The sequence below is a fragment of the Hyphomonas sp. genome, assembly GCF_018402285.1.
In the GTDB taxonomy this organism is placed as follows: Bacteria; Pseudomonadota; Alphaproteobacteria; order Caulobacterales; family Hyphomonadaceae; genus Hyphomonas.
In genome coordinates this window covers 1-18,508 of sequence record NZ_JAGYJH010000002.1, presented here as the reverse complement: position 1 = coordinate 18,508, position 18,508 = coordinate 1, and the positions used below count along the sequence as shown (strand labels likewise).

Below are 18,508 nucleotides of genomic sequence, written 5' to 3'. Positions count from 1 at the left end.
TGTTTGCGGGTGACTGAATAGCCACTCCGCGAGCCTTGGCAAGCTCGCGCAGGGTCAACAAAGCCATGCGCCCCGGAGGTCCAGTCCCGGGGCGCTCTTTTGAACTGCAAGATTACGTTGCGTTACCAGCGGCGGCCGGGAGGCGGGCCCTTGCCGTATCCGCGGTTGTGAGGAATGCCAGAAAGCGACACGACATTGCCCCGGCGCACTTCACAGCTGACACGGGTTTCAATATCCCGCCGGCGGGTTTCAAACTCGACCTCATTGAAGGTCACATGAAACCCGTTCGGGCCGATCTGGCGGGCCCACCGGTCGTCGTCAAAGTCGATCTCGCGGAAGCCGGCCTGGCGGCCTTCATAACGGATCGCTGCACGGCAGGCCTGAACGGCGTCGCGGGTGAGCTGGTTTACCTGCCGCTCGGTCTGGCCCCATTTGTTGCGGCCATTGTAGCGCGGCCCCCGAAAATTGTCCCGGTGATCATACCGCGCGCCGGTGCTGAGCCTCACCTGAGCGCCGAGCAGCGGCGTCTCGATCCTGGCAATGGTGGCGCCCCGCGGGGTGTCAGCAGCTGCCGGGAGGGCGAAGAGTGCCGGCGCAGCAAGCGCAACGACGGCAGCTCCTAGAGTTCTGATCGGCTTCATCATGGGAACAGAAAAACACACCGTACCCAAACCGGCCCTGAAGCGCGCGTTCATTCCCGGTTCCAGCCCGGTTCACCTGGCTGTCGGTTTCTGAACGCTCAGGCTTGCAGGCCGTCCAGCCACCGGCCGATAGCGTCAGCTTCGATTTCTTTGGCGTCTGCGGCCGCCTTAGCTTCCTCGTCCTGGCCCCATTTCCGGGCCTGCCAGTCCTCGTCGATGCGCGAGAGATGAAACGCGGACTCGGCTGTCAACGCCCCCTCGACCAGCGCCATCGACAGGACCGCCGAGCCTAATACACCGCATCCGAACACCAGCGCCGTCAGCCGGAAATCATCCAGGCCCAATGCATAATCCCGCGCCGCCTGCAGGGAGGCCCCTGGCTGGGGCTCGGCAATGATGCCTTCGGTCGTCATCAAAATCACGCCCAGCGTCTCGCCTGCCCAGTCAAGCACAGGCCGCCAGCGGGCTTCTTCCAGCGCGGCCAGCTCAAAGGGCTCCTCTGCGATGTGGCAGACAAGGTCTGTCTCACAATAGCGGACGACCTCTTCGGCCATCTCCTCGCGCATCTCCGGGGTCCGGTCGATGGCGACATTGGCGAGACGCGTCAGGTGCATGCTCAGGAGATTGATATGGGCAAGCTGCTCGGCCCACTCTTCTGCCACTTCCTGCGCCAGCGCCTCGGTCGGCAGCCTCAGCAACGCGCGGCCAGGGGTCTTGACGCTCCGGCCATCCAGCAGGATCTGCCAACCACCGCCCCCGGCGGGCTCGATGGTAACGTCTTTGTAGAAACGCTTGGGGCGCTCGAAGGTGGGGGGTGTGCCGGTCATGCGCCTGCCCTTACGACGAACCGCGCGCCCTTCCAAGCCCGCGGCAGCGGCGCCTAGCGCAGTGCCGGTGCCCGCGCATCGTCAAACCGGTCAGCCGACAGGTTGATCACGTCCTGCACATACCGCGTCTTTGGATCGACCAGCGCCAGAGACCGCCCAAAACGCACCGTGCGGAGAGTGTCGTCCTTCAGCTCTGTCACAACAATGATCCGGAATTCGGCGCCGACCATCGGAATCTCGCGCGGCAGGATCATGCCCGGCTGGAGGAGATGCTCCACCGGAGACCCGCCAAAGCAGATGCGGTCCCGCTTCAGGCCAACGTCGCACGTCTCCCCATCCATCCCGAAATCGCGGTCAAAGGCAGCAAAGTCTGCCTTCGAGAATTGCGTCAGCCCCGCCGCCTGCACAGCTTGCGCTTCGGGCGGGCGCGTGGCCACGAATGCGCCGAGGGCGAAAAGGGCAGTCCCGGCAATTGCGAGCTCTATCTTGAGGGTTTTCATGGTTCTTGTCGGTTGTGCCTGGCCCAGCCTGGCACTCTCAAAAGGAGAGCGCCCGCCGATCAACGCGTCGAATGCGCCAGAGGTTCCTAACAATCTCTAAAGCCGCCTGCTGCCCCCTCTGAAAAGCCTTCTACATGGCGCCTATTTCCTGCCCCCCGAGGGTGGGATATGCAGCATCAACTGCGTTATTCAATACACAACCCAAGGAAATGCTTTCTTCCATGTTGCGTTGCGCGATCCTTGCCTTTGCAATTTTTCTGCTCGCCCTGCCGGTGGCTCACTCTGAGGCGACCAATGTGTTCAGGGTGCGCGACGTGCTTGAGTCGATCGGCCAGAAAAGCAGCCGCATTGGCATCTTGTTCGGCCAGCCGACGGTCTCCGGAGACCTCCAGGGCCTGGGCACCGTTACAGCGCTCAACAAGTGCAATGACGCCGACACCGACAAGCAGACCTGCGAGGAGGTCAACTTCAAGGCCTGCGTCCGCCTTCTTCCCTGGGCAGAGCGTGATCAGATCCTGGAAGCTGCGAACGACTACAATCTCAAAAGCTATTCCGGCACGATGGTGCTCGACAGCTCCGACCGGGTCGGGCCGATCACCTGCATCCTCATGGATGTGGACCTGCGGGACGAAAACGTTTTCGACACAGACGAAGCCTACAGCTGGTCCCAGGCCCTCACCGATTTCCGGTCCTACCTGAAAGACGAAGACCTGCCCGTCCTCGATCCAGGCGCGCTCTGATCCGCCTTACGCCAGCGCGAAAGCCTTCAGGCTTTCCGTCAGGCTGCCAAAATCGTGGTGAACCTCATCGGCGCCGGCAGCGCTGAGTTCCTCTGGCTTGCCAAATCCCCAGCTGACGCCGAGCGCGCGCACGCCGGCTGCCTTGCCCATGGCAATGTCGTGGATGGCGTCGCCGATCATCAGGCTCTCCTGCGGCACGCATCCCAGCGCCCCCATGGCCTGCTCCACCATGAAAGGATGCGGCTTGCCGGGCCCGTCATCGGCGCACCAGACCGTATCGAAGAAATGCCGCAGCTTGTGCCTGGCAAACAGCGCGTCCACCCCGCGATGGGATTTGCCCGTCGCCACCGCCATCAGCCAGCCATCACCCTTCATCTGCTCCAGCAACTCCAGCGCGCCGGCATAGAGCGGCTCGTGATGCCCGGGGCTCGTGCGGTGCGTAACGAAAGCCTGCTTGTACGCCTCGACCAGTTTCGCCAGCCGCTCTGGTCCGATGTCCGGCGGCGCCAGCGCTGTCAGCGCCACATCAAGGCTGAGGCCGACAATCTGCCGCGTCGCGTCATAAGGCGGCGCCGGCAGGCCCGCGCCGCGAAACGCTGTCTCCATGCACGCCTGGATCACATCGCGGCTGTCCACGAGTGTTCCGTCCACGTCCCATATCGCAAGGCGCAGCTCAGTCAGGCTCATGTCTTGCGCGCCTTCTTCTCCAGCCGCGCCACCCGCATGCCCACGAGCGCGCCCACGCAAAGTGCAATGGGTAACAGGAACAGCGCGCCCTCCCAGTTCAGCCACAGGGCCTGCCACCGGCTCTCAAGGGTGCAGGCCGGCGCAAATTCCAGCGCCGCCCGGCAGATGCCCCCGGAAAAGAACATGTAAATCAGGAACACGGCCCCGCTCAGCGCCGCGCCCCCCGCAACATGTGCCCAGAACCGCAGCAGTCCCGACATCAGATGAACGGCGCCAGCGGGTCCTTGCCCGCCTCCTGCTCGAGGAAGCCAAGCGTCTCGAACGTTTCTTTCATGTGCGGGGGCAGCGGCGCGATGATCTTGATCGGCTTACCGTGCTCGCGCGGAATGACCAGCGCCCGGGCATGCAGGTGCAGCCCTTCGGCCAGCCCCTGAGGCACTTCCCGGCGGGACTTGTATTTGTAGTCCCCAAGGATCGACGTGTTCATTTCCAACATGTGGAAGCGCAGCTGGTGCATGCGCCCCGTCTCTGGCCGCAGCGCCACCCAGGCCGCCTTCGGGCCAGCGGTGGAAACCACGACATAATCCGTAATCGAATGCTTTGCGCCTTCGACGCCCTGGGCGGAGCGGATCATCCGTTCACGGTCTCCATCCCGGCGCTTGGTCGCATAAGGATCCACCGGGCGGTATCCCGAAGGCTCGTTTATATCGGGCACGCCCTTGACCATCCAGCAGCGGATCTGGCCGGCCTGGGGGCTTGGCACACCGACTGTCACTGCCCAGTAAACCTTGTCCATCTCCCGGCTGCGGAACATCTCGGTCAGCCGCGCGGCCGCTACCGGATGCTTGGCCAGCAGCAGGACGCCGGACGTATCCTTGTCCAGCCGGTGCACCAGCACAGGCCGGTGCCCGTCCACATCCATGCCCGCAATCAGCCCGTCCACATGGCGGCCCTGTCCGGAGCCGCCCTGTACGGCGAGGCCTGCCGGCTTGTTGATCGCCAGCATGTCATCATCCTCATGGATGATGATCGAGCGGAGAAACTCGCGGTCCTCCTCGGAGATCTGCTTGGCGTTGGCCGCCTTGCGCGCCCCGGCGTCTTCAGCCGCAAAGATCGGGAAGCGCACTTCGTCGGCGGTCTCGAGCCGCGTATTGGCTTTCGCCCGCCCGCCATTGACGCGGATCTGCCCGGTGCGGAGCAGTTTCTCCACCTGGCCCTGCGTCGCGTTCATGCGCCGCTTGATCCATCGGTCAAGGCGCGCGCCGGTTTCCTTTTCCGACACGGTTTCAGTAATGATTTGTCCGCTCATGCGAATATCCTGCGGGCCATCCAGAGGCCGATAAAGAGGGCCAGCACGCTGAAGAGCACCGAAACGCCGGCATAAAGCCCGGCTTTCAATGTCTCGCCCGAGCGCAGCAAATTGGCGACCTCAAGTGAAAATGCCGAAAACGTCGTGAACCCGCCCAGCACGCCGGTGGCGAGGAAAAGCCGCGCCTCCTGGCTCGCTCCTTCCGCCTTCAGCGCCAGCCAACCGGCCAGCAAGCCCATCGCCAGGCTGCCTGCAATGTTGACGAAACTCGTCGCCCACGGCCAGCCGAGCGGCAGGTGGCGCACAGCCACCTGCCCCACGCCATGGCGCAGGCTCGCGCCAATGGCGCCGCCCAGAGCAACGAGAAGAAATCCGTTCATGCGCGGCCTTTTACGCGGAGGCAGCAAAATACACCAGCCTAGTTGCCATAACGGCACAACGCCCCCTTGCGCGCCACCGCGTTAGTCGTCAAAAACAAGGTGCGTGCGGGTGTAGCTCAATGGTAGAGCAGAAGCTTCCCAAGCTTACGACGAGGGTTCGATTCCCTTCACCCGCTCCAGAATTTTCAGCCCCTTAGATGGTTAAATCCGCGCTCCTGCGCCCATGCCGCTGGAACCATCCCGGCCTCCCAACGTTCAACCGCTGTTCGAGTATCCCGCCACTGGTCGGTTCGCGCTCGGCGTTGCGGGCAAGACAGAGCGAGGGCCTTTTGAATGCTGAAAACAGTGATTGCCGGATGGGCAGGGATCGCGATCGCCTTTGCCATCATTGACCTCATCTGGCTCGGCCGGGTCGCCGATGCCTTCTATCGCAGCCAGTTGGGCTCCCTGCGCGCAGACGCCGTCAACATCCCCGCCGCCATCGCTTTCTATCTCATCATGGTCACCGGCATTCTTGTATTCGCCGTCCTGCCTGCTGTTCGGGCAGAAAGTGTCTGGACGGCTCTGGGCGCAGGCGCCTTCCTCGGTTTTCTCTGTTACGCGACTTATGATCTGACCAATCTCGCCACCTTGCGTGACTGGCCGTTCTTGATGACATTCGTCGACCTCGCCTGGGGCACGGTGCTCACCGCTATCGCATCCGTTGCCGGATACTACGCCGCACGCGCCGTCTCTGGCGCCTGAGCTGCGATGCCCCAACAGGGTTGCGACCCTATTGGAAACACAGTACACGCCGGCCTGTTGCGCCGCAGCATGAAGGGCTTTGCCCGTATCGGCGCCCGATCTGTCAGCGCCGGCTTGGAGTCGCCTGCAAGGCCCGGACCTCGCAGTAGGAGCCCGCCGCTTATTCCGGAAGTGACTTCACATGTCAGCCCTCAGTTTCCAGTCTTTCAAAGAGACCTGGTTCTTCAATGTTCGCGCGGACCTGCTTGCCGGCCTCGTCGTCGCCCTCGCGCTCATTCCCGAAGCCATCGCCTTTTCCATCATTGCAGGCGTTGACCCCCGGGTCGGCCTCTACGCTTCCTTCTCCATCGCCGTCATCACCGCCATCGTCGGCGGGCGCCCCGGCATGATCTCCGCCGCCACCGCCGCCACCGCCGTGCTGATGGTCACCCTGGTACGCGATTATGGGCTCGAATATCTCCTCGCCACCACGGTGCTGGCCGGCCTCCTCCAGATCCTCGCGGGCTTCCTGAAGCTTGGCCAGTACATGCGCTTCGTCTCGCGCTCGGTGCTCACCGGCTTCGTCAACGCCCTCGCCATCCTGATCTTCATGGCCCAGATCCCCGAGCTCATCGGCGTGCCGATGCTGACCTACCCGCTGGTCGCGCTCGGCCTTGCCATCATCTACCTCTTCCCGATGGTCACCCGCGCCATCCCTTCGCCGCTCATCTGCATCCTCGCCCTCTCCGCCATTGCCATCGGCTTCGGCCTCGACATCCGGACCGTCGGCGATATGGGCGAGCTGCCCTCCACCCTGCCGATGTTCCTCATCCCGGACATCCCGTTCACCCTAGAAACCCTGCAGATCATCTTCCCCTACGCGCTCGCCGTCGCGGTGGTCGGTCTTCTGGAATCCCTGATGACCGCCACCATCGTCGATGAACTCACCGATACGCCCAGCGACCGCAACCGCGAATGCGTCGGCCAGGGCGTTGCCAACTCCGTCACCGGCTTCTTCGGCGGCATGGCGGGCTGCGCGATGATCGGCCAGTCGATCATCAACATCAAATCCGGTGGCCGCGGCCGCCTTTCCACGCTCTCTGCCGGCCTCTTCCTGATGCTGATGATCCTCCTGGTCAGTGACTGGGTCAGCCGCATCCCGATGGCCGCCCTTGTCGCCATCATGATCATGGTCTCAATCGGCACCTTCAGCTGGTCGTCGCTGAAAAACCTGCGCGTGCACCCGCGCAGCTCCTCCATCGTCATGCTCGCCACCGTCGCGGGCGTCATCATCAGCCACAACCTCGCCATCGGCGTGCTGATCGGCGTGCTCCTCTCCGGGGTGTTCTTCGCCGGCAAGATCTCTCAGATCTTCAAGGTCACCTCGACCGTCTCCGAAGATGGCCGCGTCCGCCGCTACAAGGTTGAAGGCCAGGTCTTCTTCGCCTCGGTGGAAGCCTTCAACGCCTCCTTTGATCTCAAAGAAGCCCTCGATGAAGTCATCATAGATGTCAGCGACGCCCATATCTGGGACATTTCCAGCGTCGCCGCGCTCGACATGATCGTGCTGAAATTCCGCCGCGAAGGGGCTAAGGTCGAAATCATCGGCCTCAACGAGGCCAGCGAAACCATCGTCGACAAGCTCGCCCTGCACGACAAACCCGGCGCGCTCGACAAGCTGATGTCCCACTAGGGAGGAATAGCCATGACCCATATTCTCGCGCTCATCGACGGCTCGGTGTATACCCACAGCGTCTGCGATCATGCCGCCTGGGCCGCGCGCCAGTATGGTGGAGACATTGAGCTGCTCCACGTCCTCAACACGCGCCGCACCAGCGCCTTCCCCGCCGATCTTTCCGGCGCTATCGGCCTGGGCGCCCGCTCAACGCTGCTCGATGAACTCGCCGCCCATGACGCCCGCGCCGCCGAGCTCGCCAAGGAACGCGGCCGCACCATCCTGGACGCCGCCCAGCAGCGTCTTGACAGCTCAAGGCGTGGAGCATGTCAGCCTCGCCCTGCGCACCGGCGAGATCGCCGACTCCCTCGTCAAGCGCGCAGGTGATCTCATCGTCATGGGCAAGCGCGGCGAAGGCGCAGACTTTGAAAAGCTCCACCTCGGCTCAAATCTGGAGCGTGTGGTGCGCGCCGTGCACAAGCCTGTCCTCATCGCCAGCCGCGCCTTCAAGCCGATAGGCCATGCCGTGTTCGCTTTCGATGACGGCGTCAGCGCCCGCAAGGCCCTGGACAGTCTCGTCCAGTCGCCGATGGCAGACCGCCCACGGATCACCGTGTTCAGCGTCACAGACCAAGGTTCAGATCTCGCCAAGGCCGGCATCGCCGCCGCCGCCCGCCTCACAGAGGCTGGCTATGACGCCGCCGCCAAAGCAGAACCCGGTCACGCCGAAAAGATCATCACCGAAGAAACCGAACGCGACGGCGCAGACCTACTGATCATGGGCGCCTACGGACATTCCCGCATCCGCAACCTGATCATCGGCTCCACCACAACCTCGCTGATCCGCTCCTGTCCCATCCCGCTGCTGCTGTTCCGGTAGCCGCTGAGGGGCCCGGCTGTTCAGGCGGGCAACTGGTGCACATACACTTCGTTGTGTGCGATCTCGCCGTCCCTGAGCAGCACAAGGTCAAACCCGCGCAGCTTCCCGCCTGCCCCATCGGGGCCCACCGTGCAGATCCACCGGCCACAGAACCCGCCTTCAATCGCCCACACCGCCTCGGGCACATACACCATCTCCGGTGTCGCCCCGAACAGGTCCTGCAGATATGTCCGCAGCGCGTCTCGCCCTTTCAGCCCGCCCGCCGTTTGCGGGTCCATATAGACAGTGTCCTCTGAATAGAAGGCCACCAGCCGCTCAGTGTCCTTGTCCGACCACGCTTTCAGCCAGTCCGCATTGAACGTTTCAATATCAACACCCATGATCTCACCCCGCCTCCAGAACGCGTTGGCGATGGTCTTCCGTAAAGAATTCCGGCGGCACCATCTCCGGCCCGGCCAGCACAGCCACGCCGTGCATCCCGAGTGTCGGGTCGCTCATCCGCCGATGGTGATAGGCATGGCGCCGCGCCCTTGCTGTGTCGCCAAACTCCATGTCCAGCGCCGCCTGCAACTGCCCGGCAAAGCGCAGCCGCCGCATCCGCTCATACCGCTCCTCAGCATACGGCGCAAAGTCCGGCTTGGCTCCCGGCCCGGCCGCTTTTAGAATATCTGACACCATCCGCACATCCCGGTAGGTGATCGACAGGCCAAGGCCATTGATCGGATCATTCCATCCCGCCGCATCGCCGATCAGAACCGCGCCCTCGGCAAACGGTTGATCGGTCCAGCTGTCATTGTTGAAATAGGCAAACAGCGGCCCCACAGGCGTGCCCGCCGCAATCGCTTCATTGGCAGGCACTGAGTCAAACCGGAACGCCTCCAGAAACCGCTGCGCCCGGTCCTCGCCGGTAAACCGGCGCTTGTCGTCCAGCGCATAGCCGCCATAGACGCGCACCTTCGGTGCCCCCTTGCGGAAACGCCAGAAACCCGAAATCCCGTTCGGTACCGATAGACTGGCGCGTATCATCAATTCCCTTAACATTGTCGACCAGCAGGCCGGCAAACCAGTGATGGGGCTTGTCCTGATGCAGACCAATCCCCGCCGCGCTGCGCACTTCCGATTGCCGTCCCTCGGCCCCCACAATCAGCGGCGCGCTGGCCTTATGGGTTACCCCCTCATGCGTATACGTCACACTCGGCGCCGCGCCCAGCGTCACGCGCTCGATAACCGCCGGCCGCAGGGCAGTCGCGCCCGCGCGCGCCGCCTCGCCAAACAGTGTCTCGCAATGATGGGGATGGCCAATGCACAGCGGGCCGGCAATATCCGGCAACAGGCCCAGCGGCACTGCCGCCTGCTCACACAGTTCCGGCGGCAGGCTCTCATCATAGGTCACATGCGAGGTAATGTGATGCCCGCCCGCGCCCTTCAGCAGGTCATACAGCCCCACGCGCCGGGTCTCTGCCACACCCCAGGGCGCGATCCATTCCCCGCGCACCCGGTCTTCATACTGCGCCTGTTTCTCGAGCAGCAGCACGCTCCAACCGGCCTTCGCCATGACAGCCGCCAGTGCCGATCCGCCAATGCCGGCACCCACAATGATCAGGTCGTATTTCATGAGGCTCCCCAATACTTCTTTATCTGTGTTAGCCAATCATCATCGCCTGAAGGAGGCTGTCAAACATGACCGAGGGGAACGAGAGGCCAATTTCTTCCGGGCTAACCGGCCCGGAAAACTCCCGGTGACGGACCCCGTAACCGCCATCCTCTCCTTCTGCGTGGCCGCCCTGCTGCTGACGCTGACGCCCGGCCTGGACACCGCCCTGGTTCTGCGCACAGCCGCTGTCGAAGGCCCCCGCAAGGGTATGGTCGCGGGCGCAGGCATCACGCTGGGCGTCCTTGTCTGGGGCTTGGCTGCCGCCGCCGGGCTCGGCTCCCTCGCCGCCCTCTCGTCCCTTGCCTACCAGGCCCTGCCCATAGCCGGCGCGCTCTATGTCCTCTGGCTCGGCGCCCGGATGGTCTGGTCGGCGTACCAGACGCTCCGCCACCATAAATCCCCAGATAAAGTCAGCGCCGAAACCGCCCACCAGCCCAACTGGTTCATCCGGGGTCTGACGACCAATTTTCTCAACCCCAAGGTCGGCCTCTTCTATGCAAGCTTCCTGCCCCAGTTCCTTCCGAAGGATCATTTAGCCCCGGCCGGCCTCATCGCCTTCGGCGCGGGTCTCGCTCTCATCCACTGCGCCTTTGGCCTCGCCTTCTTCGCCCTCATCACCAGCGCCGCCGCCCGCGCCAGCCGTTTCCTCGCCCGCCCCGCCGTCCGCGGGAGCATCGAAGCCCTCACCGGCCTTGTCCTCTGCGCCGGCGCCCTCCTGCTGCTGGCGCCCTAACGCCCGCTTCCAACGCCTGAAAACTTTCCTGTTGCCGCCCTGCCCAAGAAATGGCACGAATAATGTCAATACATGCGGCACCAGGGCTGGGAGCGATAGAAAATGAAGGTCATGCGGACACCGGACGAACGGTTTGAAGGACTGCCGGATTACCCCTTCGCCCCGCATTATCTGACCGTCACAGCGCCAGACGGCACGCCCCTGCGGATGCACTATCTTGATGAAGGCCCCAATGACGGTGAGATCCTCCTCTGCCTCCACGGCCAACCCTCCTGGAGCTTCCTTTACCGCAAGATGATCCCCCTGCTGACGGCTGCCGGATACCGCGTCCTGGCGCCAGACCTCATCGGGTTCGGAAAATCCGACAAGCCGGGCGCCATCGAAGACTATTCCTATTCCGGCCATGTCGACTGGCTGGAACAATGGATGCTGGCGCTGGACCTCACAGGCCTCACCCTCGTCTGTCAGGACTGGGGCGGGCTTCTCGGCCTGCGCCTGGCAGGAATACACCCGGATCGTTTCAAGCGCCTGGTCGTGGCCAATACTGGCCTGCCGGATTCCAGACAGCTTGCCCCGCAGATGTCGGAAATGCTGGGCATGCTCTATCCGCAGGTGCCCGTGCCCAGCGCGAAAGATGTTGGCGACGCCTTCCGCTCCGGCGCACCCGGCGCTTTCCTCTTCTGGGTCAAATACGCCGCCGAGGCCCCTGACTTTTCCGTGCGCGATGTCTTCGGCCTCCTCTCTGACATTTCGGATAACGCCGTTCTGAATGGCTATGAATCTCCGTTCCCGGACGAAACCTATCTCGCTGGTGCCCGCCGTTTCCCCTCCCTCGTGCCTCTCATGCCCCATGGCGCAGAGGAACGCGCCAAGAACGACGCGGCCTGGGCCGTTCTGGAAAAGTTCGAAAAGCCCGTGCTCACCGCCTTCGCTGACGACGATCCCGTCACCAAGGGCGGCGAAGCGGCGTTCCAGACCCGTATCCCCGGCGCCAAGGGCCAGAACCACGTCACCATCTCCGGCGGCGGCCACTTCCTGCAGGAACACCGGCCCGAAGCTTTCAGCGACGCCATCATTGCCTTCATCCGCGCCAACCCCTGAAAACAGCGCCGCTGTCAGCTCCTGCGCCCCGGCGCAGTCCTTCCCCTGCGTCGGGGCTCCCCTGCCACGCTCCTGCGCGTTAAACCGGCCTCTGACCTGTTTGGATGTGAGGAGCGCGGGCAATGGCAAAAGGTGATTTTCCGGTCCTGATCGGCGTTGGCCAGGCGATGAGCCAGTGGGATGGCAAGCAGGGCGCTCCCGGCGCCCCCTCGCCCCTCTCCCTCATGGCAGACGCCTCCAAGGCCGCCCTCGCCGACACCGGCGCGCCTGGCATTGCCGCCGCCATCGATGCCCTCGCGGTGGTGCGCATCTTCGAGGATTCTGTCCCCGGCGACCGCCACCCCCACGGCCACAACACAAACCTGCCCGGCACGCTGGCGCGCGAAACCGGCACAAACCCCGCCTATCTTCTCTACGAAACCGTCGGCGGCCAGAGCCCCCAGGCCCTCGTCAACGAGTTTGCCCGCCGCATTCATGAAGGCGAGTTCGAAGCCGTCCTCGTCTCCGGATCGGAGGCAAACCGCGCCTCCAAGGGCGCCCGCAAGCATGGCGTGGAGATCAACTGGGCCGACGAGGACGCCCGCGCCTACGAAGACCGCGGCCTTGGACCGATGATGCTGACGCGCGGCGAGATCAAGCACGGCCTCGTCACGCCCGCTTACTTCTACGGCCTGTTCGAAAACGCCATCGCCGCCCGCGAAGGCCGCAGCCGCTCCGGTCAGCGCAAGGCCATGGCGGAACTCTTCCAGCCCTTCTCCGCCGTCGCCGCGAAAAACCCCTGGTCGCAATTCCCGCAGGAGCATTCGGTCGAGTTCCTCTCCACGCCTTCCCGCGAAAACTATGAGTATGCAGACCCCTTCCTGAAATGGTTCATCGCCCAGGACGCGGTCAACCAGGGCGCCGCCGCGATCATCGTCTCCTCTTCAAAGGCAGACGAACTCGGCGTGCCGGAAGCAAAACGCGTCTACCTCCATGGCGGGGGCGAAGCGGGTGATGATCATATCTCCGTGCGCCCGGTGCTCGACCGCTCCTGGGCGATGGAAACCGCCGTCTCCCGCGCCCTCGCGCAAGCGGGAAAAACCAGCGCAGACATCCACCACCTTGATCTTTATTCCTGCTTCCCCTGCGCGGTATTCTCCGGCGCTGCCGCCCTTGGGCTGGACTGGAAAACCGACAAGCGCCCCCTCACCCTCACAGGCGGCCTGCCCTTCTTCGGCGGCCCAGGCAACAACTACTCCCTGCACGGAATAGCCGAGATGGTCGCTACGCTGCGCCAGAGCCCCGGTAATACCGGCCTCGTCCTCGCCAATGGCGGCTGGATGACAAAGGAAGCCGCCGGCGTCTACTCCACCACCAGACCGGCGAAATTCACCCCCGCCGAGAAAGGCGCCAAACCGGAAAGCCAGGTTGAAATCGCCACGGAAAACTGCGACGCCACGCTCGAAACCTTCACCGTCACACATGGCAAGGAAGGCCCCGAACGCGGCATCATCTTCGCCCGCCTCGCCGACGGCCGCCGCGCCCTCGCCAACAATGCCGACGCGGCCACGCTGGCCGTTCTGCGCGAAGACGCCAGCCCCGTGGGCCGCAAGGTCGCCGTCTTGGTAGATGGCGAACAAGGCACTTTCGTCTTCGTCTGAACCTGTTACGCGCGATGAACAAAGACATGGAAACGGTTCGCTCCGCTGAGCTGGTGAAAGAGGCTCCCACGAAACTTCAATTACTTGCAGGGTCGGTCTGGCCGTCCATACGCCGCGCGTTTCGCAGCATCTTTTCCATTCTGGGGTTTCCCCTGTTTCTTCTCGCAGCCATCTCGGTGATCAAATACCTCAATCTGGCGGACTTGATTGAATTGGAGGGACTGGCACTCAGGATTGTCGAAACCCAAGAAGACGCGCTGGATCAGCTGGGCGACGTCTTGCTGCGATACGGTGTGTCGTTTCCGCTCTGGCTAGCAGACGCGTTTGCCCTTTACCTGTCTATCGGAAACACTTGGTCCCGGGCCGAGAAAGATGATCTCGTGGCAGTCGAGAATGGCAACTCGGATCGATGGAAACTCTTCTGGGAGTGGATAACCAGGGGACGCGTCGATTCCCTGCTGCTGAGCCTGCCGAGGATCACGCGGGACGGATTCGTCCGGCTGTTCTGGCCGCTTATGGCGCTCTATCGGCTCAAGACCCCCTTCGTGGTCGATGGCCCAGGTCCGGAAGGTGAGAGCATTTCTTCTTCAGTTCCCCGTCGCGAACTCACCGACTTTGCCAGCATGGTTACAGAGGCCCACGGCACATGGGAGGGCCAGACTGTTTACGACTTCCGGCAAATCTTCCTCTGGCATCTGACCCTTGTGGCGGGCGCGGCAGTTATTCTGGGTCAGACTTTATCATTGATCGGCTGAACCAGCACCTTGCTGCAAGCCGCAGCTTCCGCCAAACAGCTTTCCATGACGACACACTTCAAGACATTCGGCGTCATCGGCGCGGGCGCCTGGGGCACTGCCATCGCCCAGATGCTGGCCCGCGACGGCCAGACCGTGCATCTCTGGGCGCTGGAGCCTGAGGTCGCCACCACGATCAACAACTCGCGCGAGAACACCGCCTTCCTCAAGGGCGTGCTCCTGAAGCCGGAAATCCGCGCCACCAACAAGCTGGAAGACCTCGGCGCAGCTGACGTGATCTTCGCCGTCGCCCCGGCCCAGCACACCCGTACGACCCTTCGCGCCCTGCGCGCCAGCCTGCGCCCCGGCACACCCGTCGTCCTCTGCTCCAAGGGCATCGAACTGGCCACCGGCGAATTCATGACGCAGGTTTTGAAGGATGAGCTGCCCGAAGCCATACCCGCCGTCATGTCCGGCCCCAGCTTTGCCATCGATGTTGCCAGGGGCCTGCCCACAGCCGTTACCCTCGCCATCGAAGATACCCGCGTCGGCGCCGAGTTGATCCAGGCCATCTCCACGCCCACCTTCCGGCCCTATCTGGGTACGGACCTTCTGGGGGCGGAGATTGGCGGCTCGGTGAAAAACGTCCTTGCCATCGCCTGCGGCATTGCCCTCGGCAAAGGCCTCGGCCGTTCGGCACATGCCGCCCTCATTGCGCGCGGCTATGCCGAGATGACGCGCCTCGCTCTCGCCCTCGGCGCAGAAGCTGAAACCCTCACCGGCCTCTCCGGCCTCGGCGATCTCGTCCTCACCTGCTCGTCGGAAACAAGCCGCAACATGTCCCTCGGCATGGCGCTCGGAAAGGGCGAGCCCCTCGTCGGCATCCTCGCCGCCCGCAACGCTGTCACCGAAGGCGTCGCCACCGCCCCGGTCCTGCGCCGCCTTGCCCGCGCGCACGGCATCGAAATGCCCATCTGCCAAGCCGTCGCCGCCGTCATAGAAGGTGAAATCACCGTGGACGAGGCCATCACCGCCCTGCTGATGCGCCCGGTAAAGGCTGAGGCGGTCAATCGCCCGAGCTAGTCAAGTTCCGCATCAATCCGCCTGACCTGTTCAAAAAAGGCGGCCCCGTCAATTCCGAGTTTTTCGGCAGGGAGCTTGATGTTCCGGTTGATGCTGAGTTCATCGGGGGGCTGCAGCGATGCCAATAGGGTTCCCTTTGGCCAGCCAATGGTTTCTTCCCATTCGTCCAATGACAATTTTCGCTCGCGCAGAACCCGAAGGACAGCCTCCAGCACGGCTTTGTTTCGATACATAGGCGCTCCTCTGCCCTGGGCATTGCCTGACAGTAAGGACTAGCGTTTTCGGGCGCCACGGCAATGGAGCCGCCTCCCCCGGCGTCACCCCTCGCCCCGCCGTGCCCGCCTGCTACACTTATGCCCAAACGGAGGAGACACCCATGCTGAAAGACACCTACGAAGCCTTCAAGGTGACCATCGAGGACAAGGTTGCCCACATCCAGATGTCGCGCCCAGAGGCGATGAACACGATGAACAAGGCGTTCTGGAACGAACTGCCCGAAATCGTCCGCGCGATCGACAACAATGCCCTCGCCCGCGTCATCGTCATCTCCTCCACCGGCAAGCATTTCTCCGCCGGCATGGACACGTCTGTCTTCACCGCCCCCCGCCCCGCCGCCGAGCATGACCGCTACGTCTCTGCCGAGGCCTTCCGCTCCAATGTCAAAGCCATCCAGCAATCCTTCAACTGCATGGAAGAAGCCCGCGTGCCGGTCCTCTTCGCCTGCCACGGCGCAGTCATCGGCGGCGCTATCGACATGATCACCGCAGGCGACATACGCTGGTGCACCAAAGACGCCTATTTCTGCATCATGGAAATCAACATCGCGATGACCGCCGATGTCGGTACCTTCCCGCGCCTCCAGCGCTACATCCCCGAAGGCTGGGTGAAGGAACTCGCCTATACCGGCCGCCGGATCGATGCCGTCAAGGCCAAGGAAATCGGCCTCGTCAACGACATCTACGACACGCATGAAGAGCTCATCGCCGGCGTCCTGGCCACGGCCCGCGAGATCGCCTCGAAAAACCCCCTCGCCGTCACCGGCTCGAAAGTCCTGATCAATTACGGGCGCGACCACAATACCGCCGACACGCTCGACTATATCGGCGTCTGGAACGCCGCGATGTTCCCGCCGCCCCACATGGCCGAAGCTTTCTCTGCCAGGGTGGAGAAGCGCGAGCCGGTCTACCCCGACCTTGCCCCCGTCCGCACAGAGCCGATGTAACAAAAAGCCCCCTCCTCGGAGGGGGCTTTTTCTTGTCGGGCGAGAGGGTCAGCCTTTCATCACTTCGAAATCGGTCCAGTCCGGATGCCGGGTTTCCTTCTTGTAGTCGGTTGTCTTGCCATACCAGTTATTGGTCACCTTTCCGGCCTCGTTCTTGTACCAGCTATGACAGTCTGATGCCCAGACCGTCTTGGCAATTTCACTCTGTACACGCACGTTATACGCCGTCATCGCGGACGGCGTCACGTCAATCGCTGCCACGCCCTTCTCGGCAATCTTGTCGATACACTGGATCATGTAATGGATCTGGTGCTCCACCATCAGGATGATGGAGTTGTGGCCAAGATTGGTATTGGGCCCGTAGAGCAGGAAGAAGTTCGGGAAGCCGGACACCGCCATGCCCTTGAATGCTTCCGCCCCGTCCTTCCAGGCCTGGTTCAGGCTGAGACCATTGCGGCCATGAACCTCCATCGGCGTCAGGAACTGGGTCGACTGGAACCCGGTCGCCCAGATGATCACGTCGCATTTGTGTTCCTGGCCATCCTCGCCGATCACGCCATCCGGCGTCACCGCCTTGATGCCCTGGCGCAGCAACTCGACATTCGGCTGGGCCAGTGCGGGATAATAATCATCCGAGATCAGAATACGTTTGCAGCCGGGCTCGAAGTCCGGCGTCAGCTTCTCCCTCAGCACCGGATCGCTCACCTGATCCTCAAGATGCTTCTGGCACATCTTCTTCATCGAGCCCGCAAGCCCCATCGGAGACTTCTGCAGGAAGGCCCCAAATCCGAAATCGGCAAACGCCCGGATGCGCCAACGGTACCAGTTGATCCGCCAGTCTGCGCCCGAAAAATACTTCTTCGCCTTCGCGTCATACGCCCGCTGCCCGCGCGGGCGGCACCAGGCCGGCGAGCGCTGAAAGCTCAACATCCTGCCGACCACCTTCTGGATCTCCGGCACAAATTGCACCGCGCTCGGACCATTTCCTATAACCGCCACGGTCTTGCCTTTCAGGTCCGCCGTATGGTCCCACCGCGCCGAATGGAACGCCGCGCCCCTGAACGTTTCAAGTCCCGGAAAATTGGGCGTATGCGGAATGTTCAGCTGCCCAAGACCAGAAATCAAGACATCGGCCGTATGGATCTTTCCCGCCCGGTCGGTCAGCGTCCAGGTATTGGCCGCGTCGCTCCATTTGCACTCGGTGATCTCGGTGCTGAACCGGCAATGCCGGCGCAGATCATACTTGTCGGCAAAATCCTCGAAATATTTGAGGATCTGCGGCTGCAGCGACCATTTATAGTCCCAGTCCGGATTAAGCTCGAAAGAATAGGAGTAAAGGTGGCTGGGCACATCACATCCGCACCCCGGATAGGTGTTGTCCCGCCAGGTGCCGCCCACGCCTTCAGATTTCTCGAAGATGTCGATAACGCTGTAGCCGGCCTGCTTCAGCCTGGCCGCCGCGCCGAGCCCGCTCATCCCCGCGCCGAGAATGGCAATCCGTGTCGTTGCCTTGTTGACCGTCGAGCCCATCTGGCCGCCTGCCCCTCTGATAGGTGTCTTTGCAAGGAGGATTGCTAAGCGGCGCCCGGCCCGTCAACCGGTGCCCGAGGGGCAGGGCTCACTGGCACCGGAGACAGATCTGCCGGAACTCATAATCGCGCAGCTTCAACTCCCCACCCGGATCGAACGAGATCGCGGTCACATGGCGCAGCGCGTCGAGAAACGCCTGCGCCTGCTCCCTCAGGTCCGGCTCACAGGCCATCTCGGTTGAGAACGCGTCGCCAAAGCTCACCCCCTCGCCGGACAGCGTATAGCCCGCGCCATAGGGGTTGCAGCCGGATTTGCTGCTCAGGCGGCCCGTTCCCGGCACGAACGCGCCCGGCGTTTCCGGCGCGGGGGCCGCTTCGGGCTCAGGCGTCATCGTCATCTCCGCGCCGGGCATCACCCGGGCAGAACACGCCCGGAAGGAAGGGAAGGAG

The 18,508-nt window shown here is 63.1% G+C and carries 24 protein-coding genes and 1 tRNA gene; 12 read left to right on the top strand and 13 right to left on the bottom strand.

Annotated features, from left to right (window positions below):
- Positions 1 to 122: 122 nt before the first annotated feature.
- The 3 genes from KG722_RS01000 to KG722_RS00990 form a co-directional block, all read right to left on the bottom strand.
- Positions 123 to 644: a hypothetical protein gene (locus KG722_RS01000; RefSeq protein ID WP_213268630.1), complete on the bottom strand. Its 522-nt coding sequence runs from the start codon at positions 642 to 644 to the stop codon at positions 123 to 125.
- Positions 645 to 739: 95 nt separating this feature from the next.
- Positions 740 to 1,468, bottom strand: coding sequence for an ATP12 family protein (locus KG722_RS00995; RefSeq protein WP_213268628.1), 729 nt, complete (start codon positions 1,466 to 1,468; stop codon positions 740 to 742).
- A gap of 53 nt (positions 1,469 to 1,521) precedes the next feature.
- Complete coding sequence (locus KG722_RS00990) at positions 1,522 to 1,968, bottom strand: hypothetical protein (protein WP_213268626.1); 447 nt, start codon at positions 1,966 to 1,968, stop codon at positions 1,522 to 1,524.
- Positions 1,969 to 2,189: 221 nt separating this feature from the next.
- Between KG722_RS00990 and KG722_RS00985 the strand changes: the two genes are divergently transcribed.
- The gene (locus tag KG722_RS00985; protein ID WP_213268624.1) at positions 2,190 to 2,708 is read left to right on the top strand and encodes a hypothetical protein; all 519 of its coding nucleotides are present in this window, start codon (positions 2,190 to 2,192) and stop codon (positions 2,706 to 2,708) included.
- 6 nt (positions 2,709 to 2,714) lie between these two features.
- Here KG722_RS00985 and KG722_RS00980 read toward each other — a convergent pair whose 3' ends face one another.
- From KG722_RS00980 to crcB, 4 genes are read right to left on the bottom strand one after another with little or no spacing between them, the layout of a single operon-like run.
- Entirely contained in the window at positions 2,715 to 3,395 is a 681-nt protein-coding gene (locus KG722_RS00980) for an HAD-IA family hydrolase (RefSeq protein WP_300998137.1), read from the bottom strand.
- Positions 3,392 to 3,655, bottom strand: coding sequence for a hypothetical protein (locus tag KG722_RS00975; RefSeq protein WP_213268622.1), 264 nt, complete (start codon positions 3,653 to 3,655; stop codon positions 3,392 to 3,394). The genes KG722_RS00980 and KG722_RS00975 overlap by 4 nt, the downstream gene beginning before the upstream one ends.
- Complete coding sequence (locus KG722_RS00970; RefSeq protein WP_213268620.1) at positions 3,655 to 4,704, bottom strand: RluA family pseudouridine synthase; 1,050 nt, start codon at positions 4,702 to 4,704, stop codon at positions 3,655 to 3,657. Before KG722_RS00970 ends, KG722_RS00975 begins: the two co-directional genes overlap by 1 nt.
- On the bottom strand, positions 4,701 to 5,084 hold the full coding sequence (crcB, locus tag KG722_RS00965) for a fluoride efflux transporter CrcB (protein WP_213268618.1): 384 nt from the start codon (positions 5,082 to 5,084) through the stop codon (positions 4,701 to 4,703). The genes KG722_RS00970 and crcB overlap by 4 nt, the downstream gene beginning before the upstream one ends.
- Before the next feature lie 105 nt (positions 5,085 to 5,189).
- On the opposite strand from crcB, the gene KG722_RS00960 reads away from it, so the two are divergent.
- From KG722_RS00960 to KG722_RS00940, 5 genes are all read left to right on the top strand, one after another.
- Positions 5,190 to 5,263 (top strand) — tRNA-Gly (locus KG722_RS00960).
- 154 nt (positions 5,264 to 5,417) lie between these two features.
- Positions 5,418 to 5,828: a DUF2177 family protein gene (locus KG722_RS00955; RefSeq protein WP_213268616.1), complete on the top strand. Its 411-nt coding sequence runs from the start codon at positions 5,418 to 5,420 to the stop codon at positions 5,826 to 5,828.
- 181 nt (positions 5,829 to 6,009) lie between these two features.
- Positions 6,010 to 7,500 carry a SulP family inorganic anion transporter gene (locus tag KG722_RS00950; protein WP_213268614.1) on the top strand — a complete coding sequence of 497 codons (1,491 nt, stop codon included), beginning with the start codon at positions 6,010 to 6,012 and terminating at the stop codon, positions 7,498 to 7,500.
- A 12-nt stretch (positions 7,501 to 7,512) separates the two neighbouring features.
- The gene (locus KG722_RS00945) at positions 7,513 to 7,869 is read left to right on the top strand and encodes a universal stress protein (RefSeq protein ID WP_213268612.1); all 357 of its coding nucleotides are present in this window, start codon (positions 7,513 to 7,515) and stop codon (positions 7,867 to 7,869) included.
- Entirely contained in the window at positions 7,802 to 8,362 is a 561-nt protein-coding gene (locus tag KG722_RS00940; RefSeq protein WP_213268610.1) for a universal stress protein, read from the top strand. The genes KG722_RS00945 and KG722_RS00940 overlap by 68 nt, the downstream gene beginning before the upstream one ends.
- A 20-nt stretch (positions 8,363 to 8,382) precedes the next feature.
- Here KG722_RS00940 and KG722_RS00935 read toward each other — a convergent pair whose 3' ends face one another.
- From KG722_RS00935 to KG722_RS14875, 3 genes are read right to left on the bottom strand one after another with little or no spacing between them, the layout of a single operon-like run.
- Positions 8,383 to 8,742, bottom strand: coding sequence for a nuclear transport factor 2 family protein (locus tag KG722_RS00935; RefSeq protein WP_300998135.1), 360 nt, complete (start codon positions 8,740 to 8,742; stop codon positions 8,383 to 8,385).
- A gap of 4 nt (positions 8,743 to 8,746) precedes the next feature.
- Positions 8,747 to 9,316, bottom strand: coding sequence for a hypothetical protein (locus KG722_RS14880; RefSeq protein WP_300998134.1), 570 nt, complete (start codon positions 9,314 to 9,316; stop codon positions 8,747 to 8,749).
- The gene (locus KG722_RS14875) at positions 9,225 to 9,977 is read right to left on the bottom strand and encodes an FAD-dependent monooxygenase (RefSeq protein ID WP_300998133.1); all 753 of its coding nucleotides are present in this window, start codon (positions 9,975 to 9,977) and stop codon (positions 9,225 to 9,227) included. The genes KG722_RS14880 and KG722_RS14875 overlap by 92 nt, the downstream gene beginning before the upstream one ends.
- A gap of 124 nt (positions 9,978 to 10,101) precedes the next feature.
- Here KG722_RS14875 and KG722_RS00925 point away from each other — a divergent pair, with 124 nt between their 5' ends.
- The 5 genes from KG722_RS00925 to KG722_RS00905 all read left to right on the top strand — a co-directional run bounded on the left by KG722_RS00925 (position 10,102) and on the right by KG722_RS00905 (position 15,307).
- The gene (locus tag KG722_RS00925) at positions 10,102 to 10,749 is read left to right on the top strand and encodes a LysE family translocator (RefSeq protein ID WP_366909854.1); all 648 of its coding nucleotides are present in this window, start codon (positions 10,102 to 10,104) and stop codon (positions 10,747 to 10,749) included.
- 102 nt (positions 10,750 to 10,851) lie between these two features.
- On the top strand, positions 10,852 to 11,850 hold the full coding sequence (locus KG722_RS00920; protein WP_213268606.1) for a haloalkane dehalogenase: 999 nt from the start codon (positions 10,852 to 10,854) through the stop codon (positions 11,848 to 11,850).
- Between the two features lie 122 nt (positions 11,851 to 11,972).
- Complete coding sequence (locus KG722_RS00915; protein ID WP_213268604.1) at positions 11,973 to 13,490, top strand: acetyl-CoA acetyltransferase; 1,518 nt, start codon at positions 11,973 to 11,975, stop codon at positions 13,488 to 13,490.
- Between the two features lie 26 nt (positions 13,491 to 13,516).
- Complete coding sequence (locus KG722_RS00910) at positions 13,517 to 14,245, top strand: hypothetical protein (protein ID WP_213268602.1); 729 nt, start codon at positions 13,517 to 13,519, stop codon at positions 14,243 to 14,245.
- A gap of 45 nt (positions 14,246 to 14,290) precedes the next feature.
- Positions 14,291 to 15,307 (top strand): NAD(P)H-dependent glycerol-3-phosphate dehydrogenase, encoded by a 1,017-nt coding sequence (locus KG722_RS00905; protein WP_213268600.1) that lies wholly within the window; start codon positions 14,291 to 14,293, stop codon positions 15,305 to 15,307.
- Here KG722_RS00905 and KG722_RS00900 read toward each other — a convergent pair.
- Entirely contained in the window at positions 15,304 to 15,522 is a 219-nt protein-coding gene (locus tag KG722_RS00900; RefSeq protein ID WP_213268598.1) for a hypothetical protein, read from the bottom strand. The genes KG722_RS00905 and KG722_RS00900 overlap by 4 nt on opposite strands.
- Before the next feature lie 161 nt (positions 15,523 to 15,683).
- Here KG722_RS00900 and KG722_RS00895 point away from each other — a divergent pair, with 161 nt between their 5' ends.
- Positions 15,684 to 16,529, top strand: a complete 846-nt coding sequence (locus KG722_RS00895) for a crotonase/enoyl-CoA hydratase family protein (RefSeq protein WP_213268596.1) — start codon at positions 15,684 to 15,686, stop codon at positions 16,527 to 16,529.
- A gap of 48 nt (positions 16,530 to 16,577) precedes the next feature.
- Here KG722_RS00895 and KG722_RS00890 read toward each other — a convergent pair whose 3' ends face one another.
- Positions 16,578 to 18,059 (bottom strand): NAD(P)/FAD-dependent oxidoreductase, encoded by a 1,482-nt coding sequence (locus KG722_RS00890; protein WP_213268594.1) that lies wholly within the window; start codon positions 18,057 to 18,059, stop codon positions 16,578 to 16,580.
- An 88-nt stretch (positions 18,060 to 18,147) separates the two neighbouring features.
- Positions 18,148 to 18,508, bottom strand: a 361-nt coding sequence (locus tag KG722_RS00885; RefSeq protein WP_213268592.1) for an META domain-containing protein, incomplete at its 5' end; no start/stop codon positions are given.

Coding starts and splice junctions, on each gene's coding strand:
- KG722_RS01000 (WP_213268630.1), bottom strand. CDS start 644: ATGATGAAGCCGATCAGAACTCTAGGAGCTGCCGTCGTTGCGCTTGCT.
- KG722_RS00995 (WP_213268628.1), bottom strand. CDS start 1,468: ATGACCGGCACACCCCCCACCTTCGAGCGCCCCAAGCGTTTCTACAAA.
- KG722_RS00990 (WP_213268626.1), bottom strand. CDS start 1,968: ATGAAAACCCTCAAGATAGAGCTCGCAATTGCCGGGACTGCCCTTTTC.
- KG722_RS00985 (WP_213268624.1), top strand. CDS start 2,190: ATGTTGCGTTGCGCGATCCTTGCCTTTGCAATTTTTCTGCTCGCCCTG.
- KG722_RS00980 (WP_300998137.1), bottom strand. CDS start 3,395: ATGAGCCTGACTGAGCTGCGCCTTGCGATATGGGACGTGGACGGAACA.
- KG722_RS00975 (WP_213268622.1), bottom strand. CDS start 3,655: ATGTCGGGACTGCTGCGGTTCTGGGCACATGTTGCGGGGGGCGCGGCG.
- KG722_RS00970 (WP_213268620.1), bottom strand. CDS start 4,704: ATGAGCGGACAAATCATTACTGAAACCGTGTCGGAAAAGGAAACCGGC.
- crcB (WP_213268618.1), bottom strand. CDS start 5,084: ATGAACGGATTTCTTCTCGTTGCTCTGGGCGGCGCCATTGGCGCGAGC.
- KG722_RS00955 (WP_213268616.1), top strand. CDS start 5,418: ATGCTGAAAACAGTGATTGCCGGATGGGCAGGGATCGCGATCGCCTTT.
- KG722_RS00950 (WP_213268614.1), top strand. CDS start 6,010: ATGTCAGCCCTCAGTTTCCAGTCTTTCAAAGAGACCTGGTTCTTCAAT.
- KG722_RS00945 (WP_213268612.1), top strand. CDS start 7,513: ATGACCCATATTCTCGCGCTCATCGACGGCTCGGTGTATACCCACAGC.
- KG722_RS00935 (WP_300998135.1), bottom strand. CDS start 8,742: ATGGGTGTTGATATTGAAACGTTCAATGCGGACTGGCTGAAAGCGTGG.
- KG722_RS14875 (WP_300998133.1), bottom strand. CDS start 9,977: ATGAAATACGACCTGATCATTGTGGGTGCCGGCATTGGCGGATCGGCA.
- KG722_RS00920 (WP_213268606.1), top strand. CDS start 10,852: ATGAAGGTCATGCGGACACCGGACGAACGGTTTGAAGGACTGCCGGAT.
- KG722_RS00915 (WP_213268604.1), top strand. CDS start 11,973: ATGGCAAAAGGTGATTTTCCGGTCCTGATCGGCGTTGGCCAGGCGATG.
- KG722_RS00910 (WP_213268602.1), top strand. CDS start 13,517: ATGGAAACGGTTCGCTCCGCTGAGCTGGTGAAAGAGGCTCCCACGAAA.
- KG722_RS00905 (WP_213268600.1), top strand. CDS start 14,291: ATGACGACACACTTCAAGACATTCGGCGTCATCGGCGCGGGCGCCTGG.
- KG722_RS00895 (WP_213268596.1), top strand. CDS start 15,684: ATGCTGAAAGACACCTACGAAGCCTTCAAGGTGACCATCGAGGACAAG.
- KG722_RS00890 (WP_213268594.1), bottom strand. CDS start 18,059: ATGGGCTCGACGGTCAACAAGGCAACGACACGGATTGCCATTCTCGGC.